Source organism: Salinimicrobium flavum, from assembly GCF_042684505.1.
GTDB lineage: Bacteria > Bacteroidota > Bacteroidia > Flavobacteriales > Flavobacteriaceae > Salinimicrobium > Salinimicrobium flavum.
The window spans coordinates 486,864-502,078 of the sequence record NZ_JBHULT010000010.1; the positions used below are offsets into that span (position 1 = coordinate 486,864).

At 43.1% G+C, this 15,215-nt stretch carries 12 protein-coding genes; 6 read left to right on the forward strand and 6 right to left on the reverse strand.

Features of this window, described 5'->3' with window-relative positions; all coding sequences use genetic code 11:
* Positions 1–31 precede the first annotated feature (31 nt).
* Positions 32–694: an endonuclease III domain-containing protein gene (locus ACFSTG_RS12995; protein WP_380753644.1), complete on the forward strand. Its 663-nt coding sequence runs from the start codon at positions 32–34 to the stop codon at positions 692–694.
* 213 nt (positions 695–907) lie between these two features.
* Here the strand turns inward: ACFSTG_RS12995 and ACFSTG_RS13000 are convergent, their stop codons facing one another.
* On the reverse strand, positions 908–1,492 hold the full coding sequence (locus ACFSTG_RS13000; RefSeq protein ID WP_380753647.1) for an RNA polymerase sigma factor: 585 nt from the start codon (positions 1,490–1,492) through the stop codon (positions 908–910).
* 249 nt (positions 1,493–1,741) lie between these two features.
* Between ACFSTG_RS13000 and uvrA the strand changes: the two genes are divergently transcribed.
* Complete coding sequence (uvrA, locus tag ACFSTG_RS13005; protein ID WP_380753650.1) at positions 1,742–4,534, forward strand: excinuclease ABC subunit UvrA; 2,793 nt, start codon at positions 1,742–1,744, stop codon at positions 4,532–4,534.
* A 259-nt stretch (positions 4,535–4,793) separates the two neighbouring features.
* Positions 4,794–5,909 carry a hypothetical protein gene (locus ACFSTG_RS13010; RefSeq protein WP_380753653.1) on the forward strand — a complete coding sequence of 372 codons (1,116 nt, stop codon included), beginning with the start codon at positions 4,794–4,796 and terminating at the stop codon, positions 5,907–5,909.
* Between the two features lie 84 nt (positions 5,910–5,993).
* Here the strand turns inward: ACFSTG_RS13010 and ACFSTG_RS13015 are convergent, their stop codons facing one another.
* Genes ACFSTG_RS13015 through ACFSTG_RS13030 form a run of 4 tightly spaced genes read right to left on the reverse strand, consistent with a single transcriptional unit; the run spans position 5,994 to position 11,488 of the window.
* A complete protein-coding gene (locus ACFSTG_RS13015) occupies positions 5,994–7,451 on the reverse strand; it encodes a lipopolysaccharide biosynthesis protein (RefSeq protein WP_380753656.1) in 1,458 nt (485 codons plus the stop codon).
* Positions 7,451–8,737, reverse strand: a complete 1,287-nt coding sequence (locus ACFSTG_RS13020; protein WP_380753659.1) for a glycosyltransferase — start codon at positions 8,735–8,737, stop codon at positions 7,451–7,453. Before ACFSTG_RS13020 ends, ACFSTG_RS13015 begins: the two co-directional genes overlap by 1 nt.
* 28 nt (positions 8,738–8,765) lie before the next feature.
* Positions 8,766–11,189 (reverse strand): YfhO family protein, encoded by a 2,424-nt coding sequence (locus ACFSTG_RS13025; protein WP_380753662.1) that lies wholly within the window; start codon positions 11,187–11,189, stop codon positions 8,766–8,768.
* Between the two features lie 23 nt (positions 11,190–11,212).
* Positions 11,213–11,488 carry a DUF4834 domain-containing protein gene (locus ACFSTG_RS13030; protein ID WP_380753665.1) on the reverse strand — a complete coding sequence of 92 codons (276 nt, stop codon included), beginning with the start codon at positions 11,486–11,488 and terminating at the stop codon, positions 11,213–11,215.
* A 105-nt stretch (positions 11,489–11,593) separates the two neighbouring features.
* Between ACFSTG_RS13030 and ACFSTG_RS13035 the strand changes: the two genes are divergently transcribed.
* The 3 genes from ACFSTG_RS13035 to pncA all read left to right on the forward strand — a co-directional run bounded on the left by ACFSTG_RS13035 (position 11,594) and on the right by pncA (position 14,590).
* Entirely contained in the window at positions 11,594–12,490 is an 897-nt protein-coding gene (locus ACFSTG_RS13035) for a transporter (RefSeq protein WP_380753668.1), read from the forward strand.
* 83 nt (positions 12,491–12,573) lie between these two features.
* Entirely contained in the window at positions 12,574–13,980 is a 1,407-nt protein-coding gene (locus tag ACFSTG_RS13040; protein ID WP_380753671.1) for a nicotinate phosphoribosyltransferase, read from the forward strand.
* Between the two features lie 4 nt (positions 13,981–13,984).
* Positions 13,985–14,590, forward strand: coding sequence for a bifunctional nicotinamidase/pyrazinamidase (gene pncA / locus ACFSTG_RS13045; protein WP_380753674.1), 606 nt, complete (start codon positions 13,985–13,987; stop codon positions 14,588–14,590).
* A 92-nt stretch (positions 14,591–14,682) separates the two neighbouring features.
* Here pncA and ACFSTG_RS13050 read toward each other — a convergent pair whose 3' ends face one another.
* On the reverse strand, positions 14,683–15,111 hold the full coding sequence (locus ACFSTG_RS13050) for a hypothetical protein (protein ID WP_380753677.1): 429 nt from the start codon (positions 15,109–15,111) through the stop codon (positions 14,683–14,685).
* Positions 15,112–15,215: the final 104 nt, after the last annotated feature.

Consider the following 15,215-nt stretch of genomic DNA (forward strand, 5'->3'; position numbering starts at 1 on the left):
ATTGTTTACTTTTGCCCTAAAGTTACACAAAATGAACAAGCAGGAAAAAGTACAATTCGTTATAGAAACCCTAAAAGAGATCTATCCCACTGTTCCTATTCCCTTAGACCATAAAGATCCATATACCCTTTTAATTGCCGTCCTGCTCTCGGCGCAAAGTACAGATGTGCGCGTTAACCAGATCACTCCCCTTCTCTTTGCAAAAGCAGATAATCCTTATGCCATGGTAAAACTTACAATAGAAGAGATAAGGGAGATCATCAAACCCGTAGGCCTTTCCCCAATGAAAGCAAAGGGTATCTATGGCCTTTCACACATTCTTATCGATAAACACGGTGGACAGGTACCCGCAGATATTGAAGCCCTGGAAGAACTTCCGGCCGTAGGTCATAAGACTGCAAGTGTGGTAATGTCACAGGCTTTTGAAGTCCCTTCATTTCCGGTGGATACGCATATACATAGATTAATGTATAGATGGAACCTTTCTAACGGAAAAAATGTAGTGCAGACAGAGAGAGATGCGAGAAGGCTTTTTCCAAAGGAAATATGGAATGAACTTCATCTGCAGATCATATGGTATGGCAGGGAATATTCCCCGGCCCGGGGCTGGAACCTGGAAAAGGACATTATCACCAGAACTATAGGGCGAAAGAGTGTTCTTGAAGAATATTACAAAAAAAGGACCCGTGGTTAAAGGGTCCTTTTAAGTTTAGTTCAGAATGCTTTCGAACTGAATGTTTTTATAAGAACTTATTTTCAAAGCCTTAGAATAATTCAAAAGGAAATTAATAGTTTCCTTTTTTGGAGACATTTTTTTCGTTTTTTTAGGTGAATTCCTGGAGTAAAGTTTTGCCATCGTCAGTTGTTTATGATAAACTAATAACGAAACAAAACTTACATTATTGCATTAGTTGGTAAGAACCAAATTATGCTTCTCAATCACCTTTCTAAGATTGATAAGGGCATATCTCATGCGGCCTAAAGCCGTATTGATGCTCACTCCCGTTCTTTCAGATATCTCCTTGAAACTCATGTCTTTATAGATCCTCATCACCAGGACCTCTAGTTGGTCTTCGGGAAGTTCCTTGATAAGCTCCTTTACATCTGCCTCGATCTGGTCTTTAATGATCTGTTTTTCAGCATTTAAACCAGAATCACTCAGTACAGAGAAAATGTTGAAATCTCCGCTGTTCTCGAATTTGGGCATTCTTTTGCTTTTTCTGAAATGGTCAATTACCAGGTTGTGTGCAATTCTCATCACCCACGGAAGAAACTTTCCTTCCTCGTTATACTTTCCCCTTTTCAGGGTTCGAATCACTTTTATAAAGGTATCCTGAAAAATATCTTCGGAGATATCCTTATCGAAGACCTTTGAAAAGATGAAACTGTAAATTCTGTGTTGATGTCGGTTGATCAGTACTGAAAGGGAATGTTCATTTCCTTCCATGTAGCTTTTCACAAGAAAAGCATCGGTTGCCTCATTGTTTTCCATAAGAGTTACTTTTTTCAGGCTGTTGGGGTGGGCCTGCAGGTTAGTCAATAGTTCAAAAGTAACTTTATGTTATAGGCAAATTGGTTTGAGTTCGTAGTAATAGCAAATATAACAGGAAAATTTTCACATTACCAAATAAAAGGTTAAGATTTTTAACAAGTTAACTTTCAAGGGGTTACTTTCCCTTACCAAAGGGCATGAAAATCCTGAGTTTAAGTATCTTTGCAATTCTTTACAATTGAAGAAACTATGATGGTAGATATTTCTGATGTAGATCCCAAAAAGAATATTATAATAAAGGGAGCCAAACTCCACAACCTGAAGAACCTTGATGCCGTTATTCCGCGGAATAAACTCGTGGTCTTAACCGGACTTTCAGGGTCGGGTAAATCATCCCTGGCCTTCGATACTTTGTATGCCGAAGGCCAACGCCGGTATGTGGAAAGTCTTTCCTCCTATGCCCGGCAGTTCCTTGGGAGACTTAATAAACCTCAGGTGGATTACATTAAAGGGATCGCTCCCGCCATTGCTATTGAGCAAAAGGTGAATTCTACCAATCCGCGGTCTACGGTGGGGACTTCCACTGAGATCTATGATTATATGAAACTATTGTTTGCAAGGATAGGAAAGACCTATTCTCCGGTTTCAGGAAATGAGGTAAAAAAAGATACGGTCACAGATGTGGTCAATTATGTAAAAACTTTTGCTGAAGGCTCCAAACTGCTTCTATTAGCCCCCGTTCATGTAGAAGAGAGCCGAACCGCCGAAGAAAAGCTGAAGGTCTTGTTACAACAAGGCTACAGCCGCATGAAAATTGGAAAGGAAGTTTTGAGGATAGATGAGTCAGATCTATCTGGATTGGGTAAAAAAGACCTTTTTCTGGTGGTGGACAGGATCGTGTATAAAGATGATGAAGATTTCCAGAACCGACTTGCAGATGCGGTGCAAACCGCTTTTTTTGAAGGAAAAGGAGAACTTTTCGTAGAAAGCCTGGAAGACAAGAAGATAAGACAGTTCAGCAATAAATTTGAGCTTGACGGGATGACCTTTTTGGAACCCAATGTGCACCTTTTTAGTTTCAACAATCCCTATGGGGCCTGTCCCAAATGTGAAGGCTATGGCGATGTAATTGGAATAGATGAGGATCTGGTGATCCCCAATACCGCTCTATCGGTTTACGAAAATGCCATCTACCCCTGGCGCGGCGAAAGCATGAGCTGGTACCGCGACCAACTGGTGAACAACAGCCATAAATTTAAGTTCCCTATTCATAAACCTTATTACGAGCTAACGCAGGAGCAAAAAGATCTCATTTGGAACGGGAATAAATATTTTGAAGGTCTAAATCAATTCTTCGCTTTCCTGGAGTCCAAAGCCTATAAGATCCAGAATCGGGTGATGCTTTCCCGTTACCGCGGAAAAACAAGATGTTCTGTCTGTAAAGGAAAAAGGCTCAGGCCAGAGACCAATTACGTGAAAATTGGCGGGGTCACCATAACCGACCTGGTTGAGAAGCCTATTGACAAGGTTACCGAATTCTTTGATCAACTGGTTCTGAATGAAACCGATGCTGCGATCGCTAAAAGACTTTTGACAGAGATCCGCAACAGGTTGAATTTCCTTTCAAGGGTAGGTCTGGATTACCTCACCTTAAACCGGAAATCCAACACCCTCTCCGGCGGGGAATCCCAACGTATAAATCTTGCCACCTCCTTAGGTAGCAGTCTGGTGGGTTCCATGTACATTCTTGATGAACCGTCAATAGGATTACATCCCCGCGATACTTTGAAGTTGATTGGGGTACTTAAGTCCCTTCGTGACCTTGGCAACACGGTCATCGTGGTAGAACATGATGAAGATATCATGAAAGCAGCAGATGAGATCATTGATATTGGTCCTGAAGCTGGTACTCATGGCGGGGAGGTGGTCGCCACGGGAACTTTTAAAGACATCCTTGCTTCAGATTCCCTGACCGCAAAATATCTGAACAATACCATGAGGATCGAAGTACCTGAAAAACGCCGCACCTCTAAATATTACGTGGATGTAATCGGGGCAAGGGAGAATAATTTAAAAAATATTGATGTGAGATTTCCCCTGGGGGTTTTCACGGCCGTAACCGGTGTATCGGGAAGTGGAAAGAGCACTCTTGTAAAAAAGATCCTGTATCCTGCGATGCTGAAAGAAATAGGAGGATATGGAGAGAAACCCGGTCAATTTACAAAGATCGAAGGTTCCTTTGGGAATATCGCTTCCGTAGAATTTGTAGACCAGAATCCTATTGGACGCTCCTCGCGATCAAATCCCGTAACTTACATTAAAGCCTATGATGACATAAGGAATTTGTTCTCCAAACAGAAGCTGAGTGATATTAGGGGATATAAACCCAAGCATTTTTCATTCAATGTTGATGGGGGCCGCTGCGAGACTTGTAAAGGCGAAGGCGAAGTGACCATTGAAATGCAGTTCATGGCCGATGTCCACCTGGTGTGCGAAACCTGTAACGGAAAACGGTTCAAAAAAGAAATCCTGGAGGTATCGTTTGCCGGCAAAAATATTGACGATGTTTTGAATATGACCATTGATGATGCAGTGCAGTTTTTCCATGAGAACGGGGAAGAAAAAATTACCTCGAAATTGAAGCCTTTACAGGATGTGGGCCTTGGATATGTGCAACTGGGACAAAGCTCCTCTACCCTCTCAGGTGGGGAGGCTCAACGTATTAAATTAGCTTCATTTCTGGTAAAAGGCACCACGAAGGAAAAGGCGCTGTTTATCTTTGACGAACCTACCACAGGACTTCACTTCCATGATATCCAGAAATTACTGAAGTCTTTCAACGCCCTTATTTCCAAAGGACATTCCGTAATTGTGATCGAACACAACATGGATCTTGTAAAGTGTGCAGACCATGTGATTGATCTGGGCCTGGCAGGAGGAGATGTTGGCGGAAGGCTTATCGCCGCTGGCTCTCCGGAAGATGTGGCCCAAAATAAAGAATCCTATACTGCACCTTTTCTGAACGAAAAATTGTTGAATTAATAGCTGGTTTTTTAACAAATAAATTCCATCAAAAAAAAGAACTTGGCACAGCCTTTGAATGATTCTTAGAAATTGCAAATAATTAAGTTTTACATAATTAAAGTTGTAATTAATAATTTTTTGGTTGGTTAGTTTGGAAACCCCGATGAGCTTCTTGCCTTCGGGGTTTTCTAATTAAAAGATCTTTGGCACGTATTTTGGTTTCTGTAGGGTAACTACTTCAACACACTTAATTTTAACAATCTAAATCCCCCATATAATGAAAAACATCTATTTATTTTTCGCCTTTTTAATGGTCGGGTTCACAGTCCAGGCTGCAACAGCTATAGATGACCGTCGAGGTTATCAGGATGCCTTTATATTCATGGAAAGAGGGATTGAATTTGCAGTCTATCCAGATGGACAATTCGATTTCTTTTATGATGGGCGGAGGGGCAGCTTTCCTATGAATATGTCTTCCAGAAATATGAATTTTAGTTTTAACTCGGGTTATAACTATGATCCTTATGTGCAGTATGATGATTTTGGAGCCGTGATCCAGATCGAAAATGTCCCTGTTTATTATGATTTCTACGGAAGGATCGTTCAGGCAGGACGTGTTCAGCTTTCTTACAACCATTTCGGGATGTTATCACGGGTAGGAAACCTTTTCCTTCACTATAATCCTTATAACCGCTTTACCCACTATTCCGGATATATCAATGCTCATAACCGGTTCTATGTCTACAGGCCCTGGCATGATTACTATTCCAGGCCACATGCAGGTAATGTTGTAGTATACCATCAGCCTTATCGTGCTTATTACGAGCCTTACCGGGTAAAATACTCACATCACAAACAATATTATAAAAAGAACTATAGCAAGAATTATCGAAGAAGTTACTACAGTCCCGGGGAACAGGTAGCCAGCTACCACCGCGGAACCAGGACCACTGCCCAACGTGATGTTGATTACTCACAGGCCCCTGTAACTACTACGAGAAGTAATGTTAATACCTCTAATAGAAGTACCGTTACCCAAAAAAGACAGGTACGTGATATTTCAGGAAACAGGGCCCAGGTACAGAACCGGTCAAGAGTGCAGGACACACGTACTGAGGTTCAGACTCCTGTGCAAAGAACTACCAGGTCAACTCCACAGGTACAGAGAAGGTCTGAGACACCTTCGCAAAGAGTGACCAGAGCTCCACAACAGGTGCAGAGAAATGAAAATCCTGCAGTAAGAACCTCCCGATCTGCACCTGCCAGGCAGACGGAAAGTACTCAGAGCGTACAAACGAAGCGGGAGGCCCAACCTACCCCGGTAGGGAATACCCGGAACAATAGCAGAGATCCTGAAGCAGTTTCTTCAAGAAGCTCAAGAGGCAGACAATAAAAATAAAGTTAGTTTTTGGTTGGTTAGTTGGAAAATCCCCGGTTGCTCTTTGTAGCACCGGGGATTTTACTTTGTCCTTCCCTCCTACTTAAGTTTTAGGACCTTTTTAATGAGGTTATTGATATCTGGCGACAGTTTCAGAAAATACACCAGGAAAATATACAAACTGCTAATAAGTATTGATTTTAAAAGAATACTAAATACCGGATGAAGTGGAAAATCCCAGAAATAGAATAAAAAGGTAAAAACCGTTACCATCGCCAAACCGTAGAATGTCTGGACCGTAAAGGGCTGGATCCCAAACTTTTGTTTAACAAGTATAAGTTTAGCGGTATTATATAAAGCAAAAGCCAGGAAAGTTGCCAGTGCCGCTCCAAAAATCCCAAAGAGGGGAATGAATACCAGGTTAAAAACAAAGGCAAGCACCGCCAGCACTACCCCAATTGCCAGTACCAGCCGGTAATAATCTGAATTAAAGAGAATGCTGTTGTTGTTCCCCATCAAATTATCGTAGAGTTTGACACAGCTAATAAGGATCACTATTGAAAAACTTAACTGGTAAACATCAGGGATCAACTCATACAACTGGCGCACGTTCGTCACAATGAGTAAAAATATAAATCCGCTGATGATCAAAAGGGTCAGTGAACTTTTCTTGTAAAGATCCTCCAGTCCCTTCTTATCTTTTTTATTCAGCAAAGTGGCGGTCATGGGATAGGTGATCTGGTGCATTGCCCTCGAAGGTACTGCGATCACAGAAGAAATATAGACCGCTATTCCATAAACAGCGACCATTTCAATGGGCAGGAACCTTTCGATCATCACTTTGTCAAGATCAAGTAATACCATGGCTACAGACCCCGCAATTAGGATTAATGCCGAATATTTCAGGATGAAACTTTTATTCTGCGGAAAGCTTAAACTGATCTTTGGAAAATAAAGTCGGAAAGCATAGATCTTCATGATCACGGTGCGCAGGACAAAAACAAAACTAATTCCAAAGATAAACTCCTGAACCGTAAGCAGCCTGAAATAGACCGAAACCAGTAAAGCTGAAATACAAACCCGGTGAAAGACCTCTTTCATGAAATTACCAAACACGCTTTGATAATTCACTTTTGACCAGGAGAAGAATATTTCAAAATAGGCGGTAGCAACAGCGATCACAAAGATCATCCAGATGTAGGGTTTTACCAGTTCATTTCCGTCTGAAAAGTAATCCAGCAGGAGACCATAGGCGAAATACCCGAGCAGCCCAAGGATCGCAGCTATGCCCAGCGGCATGAACAAGATCACGCTCAACAGCTTATCCCGCTGCTCTTTAGTATCATACGAGGAATAGAATTTTACCAGTGTATTATGCACTCCAAACGCCATAAGCGGCCAGATAAGGTTTGACGCAGAAAGAAGGAAACCTACCAGTCCGTAATACTCCGGGGTCAGAAAATTGGTATAAAGAAACAAGGTGTTGATCGCCCCAATCCCAAAACCCAGGTAGGTAGTGAACATATTTTTCGCAGACTGGTCAATGATCACTCCCATTATGCCGGTTTTTTAAGAAGGTTGGCCAGTTCTCCTGTAAGTGTCTTACGGCTGTACTTTTGAAGACCAATGGGATGAGAACTCAATGTACCCGACTTGAATTCACGGTACCGCTCCAAAATGAAAGATTTCATCTTTTCTTTTTCCGAATATAGAAAAAACACCCCGGTATTGGTTTCCTGAATGATCTTTTGAATATCTGCCTTTTCAGGGCCTATAGCCAATATCGGCCGGTTGCTCACCGTATACTCGAAAAGTTTCCCCGGAATGATCCCCCTGGTCTCGGGAGTATCGATCTCTATGAGCAGTAATAATTGTGAACTTCTTTGCAGCTGCAGGGCCTCCTGATGGGAAACATATCCTCTTATAAAAAGGTTATTCCCGAGACCCGCTTTCCTGATGCTCTCCAGGACCGGCTCTCCCACTGCTCCTATTAATTTCAGCTGAAAATCTTCTGCAAAATCCTCATTTTCGGAAATCAACTCCCGGAGCGCTTCCCACAGCAGGTTGGGATTCCTTCCCGACAGAAGGGAACCAATATGGGAAAGACTGAATTTCACATCTTGCGGCAGCAGATCCACCTCTTCGTAATCGTAACCGTTCGTAATTACAGTTACGGGAGTTTTGGTGAGCTGTTCGAATTCCCGTGCGGTGGTAAAACTGGTAGCTATGATCTCATCTGCAGCATCAAGTACTGCTTTTTCAAGTTTCAGATGTTTCTTCTCTGCGGAAGGTAGTAGTTTAAGTTTTTTGTGGTACCCAATACCGGTCCAGGGATCCCGAAAATCGGCTATCCATCGAACATCCAGGGTTTCTTTTAATTGCTTTCCTATAAGATGCATGCTGTGCGGTGGCCCGGTTGTAATTATGTTATCTATCCCGTTTTCCCGAAGGTAGGTCGTTAGATACTTAACCGAGGGTTTAACCCAGAATTTCCGGGCGTCGGGAATAAAGAAATTTCCGCGAATGAACAGCAGCATTTTCTGAAGGAATCCCTGTTTTGCTTCCGCAGGAATGATCCCCGAGCTTATCTTATGGGTGTCTTTCTTTGAGAAAATTCCGGCAAGGGAATAGGGTTCAAAAATATCATTTTCGAGCACCTTTATATTTTCGGGAACTTCGGCTACAAGAGATGGGTCCTTTAAGGGGTAATGAGGGTCTTTTGGCACGTACATTACAGGCTCAATCCCATATTCAGGGAGGTACTTTGCAAATTTAAGCCAGCGCTGAACTCCCGGGCCACCCGCAGGGGGCCAGTAATAGGAGATTATGAGTACTTTTTTCATTTCCGGCCTGTTTTTTCACCCTGGTATGTTATCTTCTTCTAATCCCGTAGACCGCTCCTCCAATCAGTAACAGTCCGAGAAGGATTGAGCTGGCCAGGGCGATCGAGCTTCCGGTCTTTACCACCTGAGGTTCAAATTTAAAAATGATCTCATGCTTACCTGCCGGGACTACTAATGCCCGGAGCACATAATTTGTCCTGAAGTGCGGCACTTCCTTCCCATCAATATAAGCCTGCCAGCCATGGGGATAATAGATCTCTGAAAATACGGCAAGCTGTTCACTTTCTGATGTGGTGCTATACTTCAGTTCATTGGGCTGATAAGAGGTCAATTCTATACTGGCCGATGGATCGGGAAGGAATTCTGTTTTAGACAGCAGTCCTGAAAAATCCTTATCAACCACTGCAACTTTTTTAGTGTTGATGCCCTTAAGACCCAGCAATTCTTCATTGGCATTTTCCACCAGCTTTACCTCTGTGGCAAACCACGCATTCCCATTGGTTTCGGGATTTTCCTGGGCCATAATTCCTTGTTCTGTGGGAACAATAAAATATTTGGTATTGAGCATGTTCAACACCTGCAGGTTGTTCTGGGATAGGTAAAAATCATACAGCTCCTGCATCCTACCGGGTTTGGCTGCGTGATATCCTCCCACCGATTTATGAAAGAAAGAGGTTCTTGCGGTATTGAATGGACTTCCGGAGAGATCAAAAACACGGTAATGAGAATCGTCTTTCATGATCTCAAGATCTGCAGGAGTTGCCTGGAAAGGACGGTTCACCACACTTGAATTCACGAAATCCTCACTATTCACATATCTTCTGTCAACCGCTACCAGATCAAAAAGCAACAAAACACCAAGGGCTCCAATGGCAACATTCCTCCGGAATTTTCCTTGAAGGAACAGCCAAAGCACTCCTGCCGTCAATAGAACAAAGATCAGTGACCTGATGGTATCGGAGGTGAAAACGGCTTTGCGGTCCTCTTTTAAAGCCCTTACAAAATCTATCCCCAGCTGCTGTATAATGGCGCTGTCTGAAGGCCCTGTGAAATTGAAGAGCACAGATTTAAAAAGCAGGAAGACCAGTGCAATCCCTCCCGCTATTATAGTTGCCCACTTAAGAGCATACATTTTATTCTCCTTGTTTTCCCCGGAAAAGAAAAACCTGGACAGTCCTGCTACCGCAAGGACAGGCAGGCAAAGTTCCACGATCACCTGAATAGATGAAACCGCCCGGAACTTGTTGTAAAGTGGAAAATATTCAATGAAAAGATCTGTAAGTAGTCCGAAATTCTTCCCCCATGAGAGCAACAAGGCCAGAATAGATCCGCCTACCAGCCACCACTTTAACCGCCCTTTCACCAGGAAAAGAGCCAGTATGAACAGGAAGATCACCGTGGCTCCTATGTAAGCCGGCGCAGCCACTATTGGTTGCTCACCCCAGTACGTTCTAAAATTCTGTTGTATAATTTGTGAAGCTTCTAATGGATTAACACCTAATTCAACCAGAGCTTTAAAAGTATTAGAATCATTTTTTTGTAATTCCCCGGGATTAAAATCTCCCATAAACCTCGGGATGAAAAGATTAAAAGTTTCAAGAATTCCGTAGCTGTACTCTGTAATGTAATTGTAATCCAACCCTTCCCCTTTATCAACCGTACCCTCTGGAGTGATCGTTAAACCTGTATTCCCTCTGGTGCTAAAATCTGAATATTCCTTTGTAGCCATTAGGTTGGTAGCATTGGTTCCAATGGCAAGTACCACAGCTGCGACCATAATTCCCAATGCTTTGAAAAAATGCGGAAGTTCTTTCTTTTTAACAGCATCATACAGATAGACCAGCCCCAGTACCAGTACCAGCAACATCAGGTAAAAGGTCATCTGGAAATGATTTGCATTTATTTCCAGTGCCATCCCAATGGCCAGTAACAGGAATCCTGCAATATATTTTCGCCGAAAACACAACAGGATGCCTCCCAGCACCCACGGCATATAGGCAATGGCATGCGCTTTGGCATTATGGCCCACTCCCAGGATGATGATGAGATATGTTGAAAAGCCAAAAGCAAGGGCTCCCAGGAAGGCGAGCCTGTAGTCAATTTTCAGGACCAGCAGAAGAATGTAAAGCCCTATGAAATATAGAAAAAGATAATCTGCCGGGCGCGGCAGGAACCTTAATGCAAGGTCAAGACTTTTGATGTAGTTATGCGGATATTTCGCACCCAGTTGATAGGTAGGCATTCCACCAAAAGCGGCGTCTGTCCAGTACGGCTCCTCCCCTGTCTCAGCCCTGAATTCGGCTTGTTGTCGCGCCATCCCAATGTATTGCGCGATATCGCTTTGAAAGATCTCTTTCCCCTGCAGCACGGGATAAAAATAAGCAAGGGAAATTATAATAAAACCTAGAAAAACAAGAAGGTGTGGGGAGTACTTCTTCAGGGAAGCGGTCATAAAATCAAATTTTGGAGTGGAAATTAGTCAATTTCTTCATAATCGATGTAATCGCCAACATCTTTCTTTGAGTTTCGCGGGTTTTTAGGCTTTTTTTCAATAGTTACCTCCCCCTCTTTCGGTTTCCCTGCAGTAGAGTCAAATTGATTGAATTTCTGTTCAAACTTCTGGCCTACTTTCCTCAGAAAATATTTCAGGATAAGAGGTCCAAACCAACGGATAATAAGTTTGAATCCGAAGTAGATGAGAAGGATGATCAACACCACCCTCAATACTTCAGAAAATGAAGCTTCATGCATTATTAAAGTTTTGGTAAAATTACTATTCTGCCTAAAGAAAACCACCATCACAGCCCAAAAAAATGATAAAATATCTATATTTGATTTGAACCAAACCACCCGTTTATGAAGATCTACAGGACCTTTCTTCTGCTTTTTTTCGTCGGAAGTTTTACTTCCCATGCCCAATATACAGAGACCCTCAATTCAAATCGCCCGGGATATTCCCAGGGATCTTTCGCTCCCGGCCGTGGAGTATTGCAATTTGAAGCCGGGGGTAAATTCGGGAATGATGAACATGAGCTTCTGGGAACTAATACTGATTTGTGGGGGATTGAATACGCGGTGAGATATGGTGTTCTTTTCGAGCAGCTGGAGATTAATCTAATGGGTTCCTTCCTGGACCAGTCCACCAGCTATATTGTAGGTGGAAGTGAAAGGACAGACGGGGTTAGGAATTTTGAAACCAATGCGATTGGTGTGAAATACCTGGTCTACGATCCCTATAAAAAAGGGGTTGAAAGGAAACCTAATCTTTACAGCTGGAAAGCCAATCAACAATTCAACTGGCGAACCCTTATCCCCGCCGTTTCACTATATGCAGGAGCAAACTTTGCCTTTGGCGACAATCCTTACCTCTATGAAGGCGAAGGAAAGTTTTCACCCCGGGCTGCAATAATTACACAGAACAACTGGGGGCCCTGGGTTTTTGTGATCAACATTATAGGGGATAAGTTAGGACAGGAATTCCCCACCTATTCCGGGATCTTTACCCTTACCCATTCTTTCAACTCCAAATTTGCCATGTTTGCCGAATTCCAGGGCATCATTAGCGATATCTACAGTGATGAAATTGCCCGCTCCGGTTTTGCCTATCTCTTTCATAAAAATTTACAGGCAGATATTTCCGGACTTCTTAACTTTAAGGATACCCCGGCCCGTTGGCAGGTCGCAGCCGGATTATCTTTCAGGTTTGACTGGCATGAGCAGGACGAGTTTCTCGATATGGGGGAAGATCAGTGAGATTAACCGTAATCTTTCGTAAATTAGTTCAATAGCCTTTCCCTTAAAGGTGAAGAAGTACTTAATCATTAAACCCATCATTAATGTTTGATTTCACAGGTACCTATACAGATCAGTACCAACTCACTATGGGGCAGGTATATTTTCTGAAAGGTCATACCCATCATACCGCGACCTTTGATTATTTCTTCCGTAAACTTCCCTTTAACGGAGGATACGCCATCTTTGCCGGACTGGAAGACCTTCTGGAAATTCTTCGGGACCTGAGGTTTGATGATAAGGACCTGGAATTTCTGAAGAAACTGGGATTGGATTCCGGTTATATAGATTACCTGAAAGAATTCCGTTTTACCGGCAAGGTTTACAGCTTTCGCGAAGGGGATGTGGTGTTTCCGGGGGAACCTGTGGTACGTATAGAGGCCAATATCATAGAGGCACAGATCATTGAAACCCTGCTTTTGAACATCCTTAACTTCCAGACCCTTATCGCTACCAAAGCCAGCAGGATGCGCCTGCAGGCAAAAGGGAGAACCCTCATTGATTTTGGCTTGCGCCGTGCCCAGGGCACCGGCGGTTATCATGCCAGCCGGGCCGCAATTATCGGCGGGTTCCAGGCTACCAGTAATACCCGGGCAGGAAGGGATTATGGAATAACCGTTTCGGGAACCATGGCTCATTCCTATATTCAAAGTTATGACGATGAACTCACGGCCTTCAGGGATTTTGCAGAAGCACATCCTAAAAATACGGTTCTGCTTGTTGACACCTATGATACCCTAAGGAGCGGGGTGCCCAATGCGATCAAGGTTGGCCTGGAAATGGAAAAACGCGGGCATAAATTGCAGGGGATAAGACTGGACAGCGGAGACCTCGCTTACCTCGCCAGAAAGTCTCGTGAAATGCTGGATAGAGCCGGACTGGATTATGTAAAAATAGCAGCCTCCAATCAACTCGATGAACACTTGATTCGCAGTTTACTTGACCAGGAAGCCCCCATTGATATTTTCGGGGTTGGAACCAGTCTGGTCACGGGACATCCTGATGCTGCACTGGATGGCGTTTATAAATTATCTTTTTTCGGCGGAAAGCCCCGTATCAAATTATCGGAAACTATTTCAAAAGTGACCTTGCCTCATAAAAAGCAGGTTTACAGAATGCTCGATATTCACGGAAATTTTATAGGAGGAGACGTGGTTAGCCTGGAAGAGGAAGAGAATCCTGAAATGATGTTCCATCCGTTCGATCCGCTTAAATTCCAGTCGATAGCACAACATGACAAGGAACCACTGCTCCAACTGGTAATGGACAAAGGGAAGATCCTGAAAAAGCCATACTCCCTTGAAGAGATCGCCGCTTTCAGTGAGGAGAGGCTGGAAAAACTACCCAGGGAATATAAACGTTTCTTTAATCCCCATATCTATAAAATAGGCATCAGTAAACGCCTTAAGAAGGAGCGTGATCAACTTATTGAAGAACATAAAATGAAATAACGTAATGAAGACACTAATTATAGTAGATGCCCAGAATGATTTCATGCCCGGTGGGGCGTTGGAAGTTCGCGAAGGGGACAGGATAGTACCGGTGATCAATAAGATCATCCCAAAATTCGAACTGGTTGTGGCTACGCAGGACTGGCACCCGGCAGAACACAAGAGTTTTGCGATCAATCATCCAGATCGAAAGGAGTACGAGGTCATCGACCTTAACGGCGTAGAACAAAAATTATGGCCTCCGCACTGCGTTCAGGGCACTCCCGGCGCCGACTTTCACCCAAAGCTCGAACTGAATTCTGTAGAAGCCATTTTCAGAAGTGCGATGGATGTGGAGGTAGACAGCTACAGCGGATTTTATGACAATGCACGGCATAAGAGCACCGGCCTGGCCGGCTACCTGCGCGAAAAAGGTGCAGATGATCTCTATTTCTGCGGACTGGCGGCAGACATTTGTGTTTATTTCACCATAAAAGACGCTCTTAAAGAAGGTTTTAAAGCAACTTTGATAGAAGACGCGACAGTTCCCCTTTTCCAGGAAGATTATGAAAAGGTACGCAAAGACATTCTTTCCCGAGGGGGTAAGATCATAACTTCAGATGAGGTTTGAAAAAGACCGCTTTTAGAGTCATGCAACAAGAGAGATTATTGTGAAGGATTAAAGTATCCTTTTCAATAACACTATAACTCATAACTCATTAACTACCTTCTATGCCACCTGCGGGTGAACCACCATACTCCTGCATGTAGAAAACCGGTAAGTATAGACGAAACCAGGATATTCTGAATGGCGGTTAATACGCCGAGAGTATAGGAATCCCTGAATGGGGAAGGCAGGTCGAAAATATTTACCATTTCCTGATGCAGGTAGCCCAGTATGGAAAATGTCACAAATAGAAATCCGTAGGTAAAGAAGAAAAAATAATTCCTTTTTTGCGTCCACTTGTAAAAAACAGCGACAGTAACCAGTACGATCCAGGTAATCCACACGCTTATCTGGTAGTTGGTGATGCTGTTTTCCGCTTCAATGGCTAAAACATTGCCCAGTGCTTCATTAGCCCTGAATAGTGTATATGCCGGATAAAAAATCACCAGCAAGACCAATATTTTAAGAATATCCCTTTTCTTCATTATTCCCTAAAGATAATGATTGGGTAAGAATTTTTCTAACCTATAAATTGACCGAAAATAAAAACTCCTGCTTCTTAATGAAGACAGGAGTTTATAATGGTTTT

What these genes read in the sequence shown, in the direction of transcription:
- ACFSTG_RS13040 (WP_380753671.1), top strand. Translation starts at nt 12,574, where the DNA reads ATGTTTGATTTCACAGGTACCTATACAGATCAGTACCAACTCACTATG.
- uvrA (WP_380753650.1), top strand. Translation starts at nt 1,742, where the DNA reads ATGATGGTAGATATTTCTGATGTAGATCCCAAAAAGAATATTATAATA.
- ACFSTG_RS13030 (WP_380753665.1), bottom strand. Translation starts at nt 11,488, where the DNA reads ATGCATGAAGCTTCATTTTCTGAAGTATTGAGGGTGGTGTTGATCATC.
- ACFSTG_RS13025 (WP_380753662.1), bottom strand. Translation starts at nt 11,189, where the DNA reads ATGACCGCTTCCCTGAAGAAGTACTCCCCACACCTTCTTGTTTTTCTA.
- ACFSTG_RS13035 (WP_380753668.1), top strand. Translation starts at nt 11,594, where the DNA reads ATGAAGATCTACAGGACCTTTCTTCTGCTTTTTTTCGTCGGAAGTTTT.
- ACFSTG_RS13050 (WP_380753677.1), bottom strand. Translation starts at nt 15,111, where the DNA reads ATGAAGAAAAGGGATATTCTTAAAATATTGGTCTTGCTGGTGATTTTT.
- ACFSTG_RS13015 (WP_380753656.1), bottom strand. Translation starts at nt 7,451, where the DNA reads ATGGGAGTGATCATTGACCAGTCTGCGAAAAATATGTTCACTACCTAC.
- ACFSTG_RS13000 (WP_380753647.1), bottom strand. Translation starts at nt 1,492, where the DNA reads ATGGAAAACAATGAGGCAACCGATGCTTTTCTTGTGAAAAGCTACATG.
- pncA (WP_380753674.1), top strand. Translation starts at nt 13,985, where the DNA reads ATGAAGACACTAATTATAGTAGATGCCCAGAATGATTTCATGCCCGGT.
- ACFSTG_RS13020 (WP_380753659.1), bottom strand. Translation starts at nt 8,737, where the DNA reads ATGAAAAAAGTACTCATAATCTCCTATTACTGGCCCCCTGCGGGTGGC.
- ACFSTG_RS13010 (WP_380753653.1), top strand. Translation starts at nt 4,794, where the DNA reads ATGAAAAACATCTATTTATTTTTCGCCTTTTTAATGGTCGGGTTCACA.
- ACFSTG_RS12995 (WP_380753644.1), top strand. Translation starts at nt 32, where the DNA reads ATGAACAAGCAGGAAAAAGTACAATTCGTTATAGAAACCCTAAAAGAG.